Source organism: Kitasatospora sp. NPDC093550, from assembly GCF_044764985.1.
In the GTDB taxonomy this organism is placed as follows: Bacteria; Actinomycetota; Actinomycetes; order Streptomycetales; family Streptomycetaceae; genus Kitasatospora.
Genome location: NZ_JBIWJF010000021.1, coordinates 132,499 through 140,694, shown reverse-complemented (window position 1 = coordinate 140,694; position 8,196 = coordinate 132,499). Strand labels below are relative to the sequence as shown.

At 74.6% G+C, this 8,196-nt stretch carries 6 protein-coding genes; 4 read left to right on the top strand and 2 right to left on the bottom strand.

The genetic code is table 11. The features are described 5' to 3' along the window. Positions 1–212: 212 nt before the first annotated feature. Complete coding sequence (locus ACIRD3_RS29165) at positions 213–773, bottom strand: hypothetical protein (protein ID WP_402222562.1); 561 nt, start codon at positions 771–773, stop codon at positions 213–215. A gap of 251 nt (positions 774–1,024) precedes the next feature. On the opposite strand from ACIRD3_RS29165, the gene ACIRD3_RS29160 reads away from it, so the two are divergent. Beyond that, entirely contained in the window at positions 1,025–2,896 is a 1,872-nt protein-coding gene (locus tag ACIRD3_RS29160) for a serine/threonine-protein kinase (protein WP_402222559.1), read from the top strand. Position 2,897: 1 nt separating this feature from the next. Here the strand turns inward: ACIRD3_RS29160 and ACIRD3_RS29155 are convergent, their stop codons facing one another. Further along, the gene (locus ACIRD3_RS29155) at positions 2,898–3,410 is read right to left on the bottom strand and encodes an SHOCT domain-containing protein (protein WP_402222557.1); all 513 of its coding nucleotides are present in this window, start codon (positions 3,408–3,410) and stop codon (positions 2,898–2,900) included. A gap of 56 nt (positions 3,411–3,466) precedes the next feature. On the opposite strand from ACIRD3_RS29155, the gene ACIRD3_RS29150 reads away from it, so the two are divergent. The 3 genes from ACIRD3_RS29150 to ACIRD3_RS29140 all read left to right on the top strand — a co-directional run bounded on the left by ACIRD3_RS29150 (position 3,467) and on the right by ACIRD3_RS29140 (position 8,167). Next, a complete protein-coding gene (locus ACIRD3_RS29150; protein ID WP_402222554.1) occupies positions 3,467–4,543 on the top strand; it encodes a hypothetical protein in 1,077 nt (358 codons plus the stop codon). Positions 4,544–4,693: 150 nt separating this feature from the next. Further along, positions 4,694–6,448 (top strand): serine/threonine-protein kinase, encoded by a 1,755-nt coding sequence (locus ACIRD3_RS29145; protein ID WP_402222551.1) that lies wholly within the window; start codon positions 4,694–4,696, stop codon positions 6,446–6,448. An 87-nt stretch (positions 6,449–6,535) separates the two neighbouring features. Continuing rightward, positions 6,536–8,167: a succinic semialdehyde dehydrogenase gene (locus ACIRD3_RS29140; protein ID WP_402222549.1), complete on the top strand. Its 1,632-nt coding sequence runs from the start codon at positions 6,536–6,538 to the stop codon at positions 8,165–8,167. Positions 8,168–8,196: the final 29 nt, after the last annotated feature.

The following is an 8,196-nucleotide window of genomic DNA, read 5'->3' as shown; positions in this document are numbered from 1 at the left end:
GGGGTGGGGCGCCGTTGGCAGTCTGAAAATCACCCGCAACGCCCCTCTCCGGGCCACCCCCTGCGCCGCCCCTTCCGCAGCGCGTCCCTCTCGCTTGGTCGGGTGAGGGGAGGGGGAGGGGGAGGGGGATGGGGTGGGTTGGGGTGGGTGGGGGGGGGGTGGGTTGGGGGTGTGGGTGGGGTGAGGCGTGTGGGCTGTTGGGGTTCTGGGGGTCAGCCTCGGTTGGCGGTGCGGCGGGTGAGGAGGAAGCCGCCGACCAGGGCGATGGTGTAGAAGGCGGCGTCGAGGGGGCGGAGGTCGGTGCGCCAGGTGGTGAGGGTGTCGTGGAGGAGGGTGTGGGGGGTGGAGCCGATGGCGTGGGCCAGGCGGAGGTGCTGGGTGAGCTGGCCGATGAGGAGGGCGGCGGGGGCCAGCAGGGCGGCGAGGAGTGGGAGTGCGCGGTTGCGGCCGCCGAGCAGGCCGAGGGGGAGGGCGATCAGGCCGGCTTGGGCGATGGCCAGCCAGCCGAGGCTGTCGGCGGCGCGTAGGGGGGCGCAGCCGTAGGCGAGGCCGCTGAGGAGGGTGGCGAGGACGGCGAGGGCGATGGCGAGGGCGGTGCGTCGGGGGCGGGGGGTGGTGCGGGGGGCGACGGGGTCGTAGCCGGTGACCGGGGCGCCGGGCATGCCGGGGGCGACGTAGCCCTCGGGGGTGGTCGGGGGTGGGGCGACCGAGTAGTGCTGGGCGGTGTGCGGCCGCGCCGATGGGCCGTCAGTGCCCGGTGCGGGTGCGGTCATGGGCGTCGAATCCCCCCGGAAAGACGATGAGCTGCCGAACCGTAGCAGTGATTCGGACGGATCTTGGCGAGTTTTCGATCACAGATCGGGCACGGAGCGCCGCACCGGTTCCGGTTCGTCCCAGGTTGGGACGGGGGGCGGGTGGTCGTGGGCCCCCGGGACAGGGGATGATGGAGGCTTGGGCGTTCGGGCCCGGCCGGTCCGACGCGCCGTCACCACGACCGCCAGCAGCACATGGGGGAACGTTCCGAATGACCCAGGCGCAGGGTTCCACCGGCCGCCTCCTGGCCGGCCGCTACCGCCTGAACGGCGTGCTCGGACGCGGCGGCATGGGCACCGTATGGCGCGCCGAGGACGAGATGCTGGGCCGCACCGTCGCGGTCAAGGAACTGCGGATGAACGCCAGCGTCGAGGAGGAGGAGAAGCACCGGCTGATCGTCCGGACGCTGCGCGAGGCCAAGGCGACCGCTCGGATCCGGCACAACTCCGCCGTCACCGTCTTCGACGTGGTCGACGAGGACGACCGGCCGTGGATCGTCATGGAGCTGGTCGAGTCCCGCTCGCTGGCCGACGTGATCCGCGAGGACGGACCGCTCGCGCCCGGCCGGGCCGCCGAGATCGCCCTCGACGTGCTGGGCGTGCTGAGCGCCGCGCACGCGCTGGGCATCCTGCACCGGGACGTCAAGCCGTCCAACGTGCTGATCGGTGAGGACGGCCGGGTCGTGCTGACCGACTTCGGCATCGCGAGCGTGGAGGGCGACGCCTCCGTCACCTCCACCGGCATGCTCGTCGGCGCGCCCTCGTACATATCCCCGGAGCGGGCCCGCGGGCAGAAGCCCGGGCCGCCGGCCGACCTGTGGTCGCTGGGCGGCACGCTGTACGCGATGGTCGAGGGCCGGCCGCCGTACGACCGCGGCTCGGCGTTGGCCACGCTGACCGCGGTGATGACCGAGGACCTGGTCGCGCCGGTGAACGCCGGGGCGCTGCTGCCGGTGATCGAGGGGCTGCTGGCGAAGGACCCGGCCGAGCGGCTGGACGCCTCGCAGACCCGGTCGATGCTCAAGCGGGTGGTGGCGGAGGCCACCGCGAAGGCCGAGTCGACGACCGAGCACGCGGTGCCGGTGGCGGCGGAGGCCGAGCCGGAGCCCGTTCCCGACGAGGGCCGGAAGCGGTCGGTGGGCGGGCTGCTGGGGACGGTCCGGGTGGGCAGCCGGGCCAAGGACGAGGAGCCGCCGGCGGAGCCCGTCGCCGCGCCCGTCGCCGAGCCCGTCGCGGAGCCCGAGCCGATCCGGCCGGTGACCAGCGAGTGGACGATGGGGGCGACGCAGGCGGCCGGGGCGAACCCGCGGACGGGCCGGCGGCGGCTGGCCATCGCCACCGTGGTCGTGGTGCTGCTGCTGATCGCGGGAGTGGTCGCGGTGGTCCAGGCCCTCGGGGGCGGCGACAGCGGTGCGAAGGGGAAGCCCGGCCAGAGTGCGGGCGCCAGCGCGCCGGTGGTGGCGACGACGGAGGCCACGCCGAGCCAGGCGCCCGCGACGGAGCCGGCTCCGGCTCCGGTGGCGACGGCGAGTCAGAGTGCGGCGGCGCCGGTGACCGTGGCGCCGACTGCGCCGGTGAGCACGCCCGCGGCTCCGGCGCCCGTGCAGACGCCGGCTCCGGCGCCGGCTCCCGCCTCCGCGGTGCCGGCCGGGTACCACGAGTACAAGGATCCGAGCGGGTTCTCGGTCGTGCTGCCGGACTGGCTGCAGCCGAGCGGTTCGGACGCCAACCGGCGGATCTTCAAGAACCCGGCGGACGGCAGTCAGCTGCGGATCGAGTGGACGACCTCGCCGGGGGACAGCGCCGTCGCGGACTGGCAGGAGTCCGAGCCCAATGTGCGCGGAGCGGTCACCAACTACCAGCGGCTGAACCTGTCGGCGATCACCTACCGGCAGTGGACCAACGCGGCGGACTGGGAGTGGACCAACGGCTCACCCAAGATGCACTCGCTCAACCGCGGCTTCGTGACCGGGACTCCGGCCAAGTACGGCTACTCGATCTACTGGATCGTCCCGGACGCCGAGTGGGCCGCGCAGGCTCCGGTCCGGGACGTCGTCTTCACCAGCTTCCAGCCGGCGCCGTAGGTCAGCCGATCAGGCGCTGCTTGGCCCGGGTGAACTCCTCGTCGGTCAACGCGCCGGAGGTGTGCAGGGCGGCCAGGCGCTCCAGCTGGCCGATGAGTTGCTCGCCGTCGGCGGCCGGCTCCTGCGGGGCCGGGGCGGCGGTGCGGGCGGTCCGGGCGGCCGCGCGGACCTGCTCGGCGAAGACGTCGGCTTTGACCACGTCCTCGAAGCGGTGCGAGCCGGTCAGTGCGACGACGGTCAGCACGTCTCCGTTGATCTTGCTGCGGACCACGGTGGCGTCGGTGACGGCGGTGAGCGGAACCGGTATCGGCGGCTTCCCGTCCTTCAGGAAGAGCAACCGGTGGGTGGTGAGCACGAGCACCCCCTTGCGGAAGTGGTCGGGGTGGCGCCCGGGGGTGGAGGCGACCGGCTTCTCGCCGTCGATGGCTGCCTCTTGGAGCGGGTGGACGGCTTCGGTTCGGGTGCTGTTTCCCGCCGCCTTGAGGGCGGGCTCGATCAGATCGGTCCATTCCATGGGACCGAGCGTAAGGGAGCCGCTCAGTAGGCTGCTCGTGAGCGAGAGGAACTGGCATGCGAGGCGGCCCCGGGCAGTTGATGGCGGGACGGTACGGGCTGACGGACCGTCCCGGACCCTGGCGCGCCCACGCGGTGGACGAGCGGACCGGGGAAACGGTGCTGCTGCGCGGCCTGGAGCTGCCCGCCCTGCTGACCTCCGGTCAGGACCCGGAGGACGTGGTGCCGGCCCAGGCGGACCGGCTGGTGAAGCGGGTGGCGGCGGTCGGCTCGGCCGCTCCGGCCGCGCACCCGCGGTTGCTGCGCGGGGTCGGGGCCTTCGTCGAGGACGAGGCGCTGTGGACGGTGGAGGAGCGGCCGGCCGGGCTGACGGCGGCCGAGCTGCTGGCCGAAGGGCCGGTGCCGCCGTACCGGGCGGCCGAGTTGGCGGCCGACCTGGCCGGTGCGCTGCGGGCGCTGCACGGGGCCGGGCTCACCCACGGCAACCTGACCGCCGGGTCGGTGCTGGTCTGCGAGGACGGCGCGGCGATGCTCGGCGGGCTGCTCGCCGGGGTCGCGGAGGAGGCGCTGGCCGAGGAGCTCGGCGGGCCGGGCGGTCGGCGCCGGTACGACGTACGGGCCACCCTGGTCGGCCCGGTGACGGAGCGCTGGCCGCTGGACGGCGGCCCGGCGGGCGACTGCTGGGCGCTCGGGGTGCTGGTGCACCGGCTGGTGACCGGACGGTCGCCGTACCCGGAGGGCAGTGTGCCGGAGCTGGTGACGGCGGTACGGGACGGGCGGCGCGAGCACTCGGCGGTCTGCGGGCCGCTCGGGCCGCTGGTCGAGCGGCTGCTGCAGCCGGATCCGGCGCTGCGGCCGACCGCCGAGGCGGTGGGCCGGGAGCTGGCGGAGCTGCTGACGAGTGCCCCGGAGCCGGTGGACGAGGAGCGGGTGGCGCGGGCGGTGACGCTGAAGCCGGAGGCGCCGCTGGTGCCGGTGCGGCCGCGTCGGCGCGGGGGAAAGGGCCGGGACTCCGGGAATGCCGGGGCGAAACCGCCTCGGATACCTCCCTCGCTCCTGGGTCCGCTGCTGGTGGCGGGGGTCTTCGTCCTGCTCACGCTGGGAATGGTCGCCGTGGTGCTGTTCGCAGGCTGACGGCCCGGGCGGACCGGCCGGGGGGTGGGCGTGATTACCGGGGGCGTCACGGTACGCCTAATGTGTGCGTGGGATTTGTTCGAACAGTGGTCTGCACCAGGCCCTCCGTCGCGGTGACGGCAGGTGGAATGTGTGGGGGAGCGGTCGCAGATGGGTGTGCAGGACCGGCCGGAGGCGGCCGACGCGGAGCGGCTGTTGGCCGGGCGATACGAGCTCGGCGAGCGGCTCGGCCGGGGCGGCATGGGCACCGTCTGGCGGGCCTGGGACCGGATGCTCGACCGTGAGGTCGCGGTCAAGGAGCTGACCGTCAACCACCTGCCCGAGGAAGACCTGCAGATCCTGCACACCCGGATGAAGCGCGAGGCCAGCGCGGCCGCGCGGATCAAGCACCCCGGCGTGATCACCGTGCACGACGTGCTGGAGCAGGACGGCCGGCCGTGGATCGTGATGGAGCTGGTCGACGGCCGCTCGCTGGCCGACGTGATCAGCCAGGACGGCACCCTGCCGCCGCGCGCCGCCGCCGAGGTCGGCAGCCAGGTGCTCGCCGCGTTGCACCGCGGCCACCAGCTGGGCGTGCTGCACCGGGACGTGAAGCCGGCCAACGTGCTGCTGGAGCGCGGTACCGGGCGGGTGGTGCTGCTGGACTTCGGCATCGCGAAGTACGAGGGCTCGACCGAGCTGACCCGGCCGGGCGACCTGGTCGGATCGCCGGACTACCTGGCGCCGGAGCGTGCCCAGGGCGAGCGGCCCGGTCCGGCCTCCGACCTGTGGGGTCTCGGGGCGACGCTGTACGCGGCGGTCGAGGGCCAGTCGCCGTTCCGCCGGGACTCGCCGATCACCACGCTGGCCGCGGTGGTCGACGAGCCGCTGCCGGAGTCGCGCCGGGCCGGGCCGCTGGGCCCGGTGCTGGCCGCGCTGATGGCCAAGGACCCGGCCGACCGGCCGACCGCGGACGAGGCGGCGCGGATGCTGGCCGAGGTGCAGGCCGGGCACACCATGGGCTTCAAGGCGGTCGCTCCGGTGCGGTCGCCCACCCAGTCGGTGCCGGTGGTGGACCGCAGTGCCGGCGCCGGGGCGGCCGCGGAGGAGGGCGCAGGGGGGTCTGCGGGTTCCGTGGGCTCCGAGGGGCCGACGGAGCCGCGGGCGGCGTCCGCCGCGGTTCCCCTCGTCCAGGAGACGGCCGGGGGCGCGGCGGTCCCGGCACAGGCGCCCACCGGGCCGGTCGCGCCGGTGACGCACTCCGTCACGCCCGCGCGCGGACCGGCCAAACGCCGCAGCACCGCGAAGATCGTCGCCATCGCGGTGGCCGTCGGCCTGCTGGCGGCCGCGGCGACCTTCTTCGCCACCCGGCACGTGGTGGGCGGCGGCTCCGACGAGCCGACCCCGACCGCGCCGGTCGACTCGACCGGGCCGGGCCCCAGCAGTGACGCCAGCCCCTCGGCGGCGGCGCCCACCGGCTACCACTGGGTCGACGACCCGGCCGGGTTCCGCTTCCCGCTGCCCTCCGGGAGCCCGGCCTGGCAGCGCTCCACCACGCCCGACAACCAGATCTACTACAGCCCCGACAACAAGACGCACTACCTGCAGTTCGCGGTCACCGTCGGGCAGTCGGTCAAGCCGCTGGAGCACATGCGGCAGATGGAGGGTTCCGTCTCCAAGTCGCTGAAGGACTACAAGCAGCACAAGATGACCAGCGTCGCGGTGAACGGCCACGAGGCGGCGGTCTGGGAGTTCAGCTACGCCGCCCAGGGCGGCGGGCGGCGGCGGGCGATCGAGGCCGAGTTCATCGACGACGACGGCACCAGCTACGCGATCTACTCCTCCAGCCCGGAGAAGGGCAACGAGTGGAACGAGGCCGAACAGCGCTTCAACGCGGTGCTCCGCGACTTCACGCCGACCCGCTGAACGGGGGCGCCCGGTTTCGCCCGACTGCGGCAGATTCTTGTTACCGACGGGTACCGGACCGGCCGCCGAAGGCCTAGGCTGCGCCGTATGTCGGACCTCACAGCAGATGCAGTGGCCACCGAACACCCCGGCGCCGGCAACCCGACGGCTCCCGGCGGCGGCCGGACCGTCGCGGCCGCCGTGCCCCACGCCCTGGTCGCCCGGCTGGCCGCCGGCGTCACCGCGACCGGCGAGCCCGACCTGGTGGAGACCGTCGCCCCGCTGACCGGCGAGCGGCTGGCCAGCCTGCCGCAGTCCACCCCGGCCGACGTCGAGGTCGCCTTCCAGCTCGCCCGCCGCGCCCAGTCGGCCTGGGCCGCGCTGCCGGTGCGCCGCCGCGCCGCCGTCCTGCTGCGCTTCCACGACCTGCTGCTCAAGCGGCAGGACGAGGTGCTGGACCTGATCCAGGCGGAGACCGGCAAGGCCCGGCTGCACGCCTTCGAGGAGGTGCTGGCCGTCGCCATGGCCGCCCGGCACTACGGGCGGACCGCGCACACCCACCTCAGGGACAAGCGGCGCGGCGGGGCGCTGCCGGTGCTCACCCACGCGGTCGAGGCCCGCCGCCCCAAGGGCGTGATCGGCCACATCTCGCCCTGGAACTACCCGCTGGAGCTGTCCGTCGGTGACGCCCTGCCCGCCTTCGTGGCCGGCAACGCGGTGGTCAACAAGCCGGACACGCAGACCGCGCTCACCGCGCTGTGGGCCCGTGAGCTGCTGGTCGAGGCCGGGCTGCCGGCCGACCTGTGGCAGGTCGTGATCGGCGACGGACCGGTGATCGGCCCCGCGGTGGTGGAGCACGCCGACTACGTCTCGTTCACCGGCTCCACCCGTACCGGCCGCGACGTCGCCCAGCGCGCCGCCGCCCGGCTGGTCGGCGCCTCGCTCGAACTCGGCGGCAAGAACGCCATGCTGGTGCTCTCCGACGCCGACCTCGACGCCGCCGCCGCGGGTGCCGTCCGGGCCTGCTTCTCCTCCGCCGGGCAGCTGTGCATCTCGATCGAGCGGCTGCTGGTGCACCGTTCGGTGGCCGACGAGTTCCTGGAGCGCTTCGCCGCCCGCACCCGGGCGCTGCGCCTCGGCGGCGGTCTGGCGTACGGCGCGGACATGGGCTCGCTGGTCTCCGTCCGCCAGCTGGAGACCACCACCCGGCACGTGGAGGAGGCGGTCAAGGCGGGCGCCACCGTGCTGGCCGGCGGCCGCGCGCGGCCGGACCTCGGCCCGTTCTTCTTCGAGCCGACCATCCTCGACGGCGTCACCCCCGACATGGCGGTCTGCGCCGAGGAGACCTTCGGCCCGGTCGTCTCCGTCTACCGCTTCGACACCGAGGAGGAGGCGGTGGCCGCCGCCAACTCCACGCCGTACGGCCTGAACTCCAGCGTCTGGACCAAGGACCTGCGGCGCGGCCGGACGGTCGCGGCCCGGCTGCGCACCGGGACGGTCAACGTCAACGAGGCCTACGCGGCCGCGTACGGCTCGGTCGCCTCCCCGATGGGCGGCATGGGCGACTCCGGGCTGGGCCGCCGGCACGGCGCCGAGGGGCTGCTGCGCTTCACCGAGGCGCAGACCATCGCGACCCAGCGGCTGATGCCGATCGCGCCCTCGTTCGGCCTGGACGACAAGCAGTTCGCCGCCGTGATGACCGGCGGGCTGCGCGCGCTCAAGGCGCTGCGCTTCCGCTAGGGGCGGCGTCACCGGGGACCCGAGACGGC

What these genes read in the sequence shown, in the direction of transcription:
- ACIRD3_RS29145 (WP_402222551.1), top strand. Translation starts at nt 4,694, where the DNA reads ATGGGTGTGCAGGACCGGCCGGAGGCGGCCGACGCGGAGCGGCTGTTG.
- ACIRD3_RS29150 (WP_402222554.1), top strand. Translation starts at nt 3,467, where the DNA reads ATGCGAGGCGGCCCCGGGCAGTTGATGGCGGGACGGTACGGGCTGACG.
- ACIRD3_RS29165 (WP_402222562.1), bottom strand. Translation starts at nt 773, where the DNA reads ATGACCGCACCCGCACCGGGCACTGACGGCCCATCGGCGCGGCCGCAC.
- ACIRD3_RS29155 (WP_402222557.1), bottom strand. Translation starts at nt 3,410, where the DNA reads ATGGAATGGACCGATCTGATCGAGCCCGCCCTCAAGGCGGCGGGAAAC.
- ACIRD3_RS29160 (WP_402222559.1), top strand. Translation starts at nt 1,025, where the DNA reads ATGACCCAGGCGCAGGGTTCCACCGGCCGCCTCCTGGCCGGCCGCTAC.
- ACIRD3_RS29140 (WP_402222549.1), top strand. Translation starts at nt 6,536, where the DNA reads ATGTCGGACCTCACAGCAGATGCAGTGGCCACCGAACACCCCGGCGCC.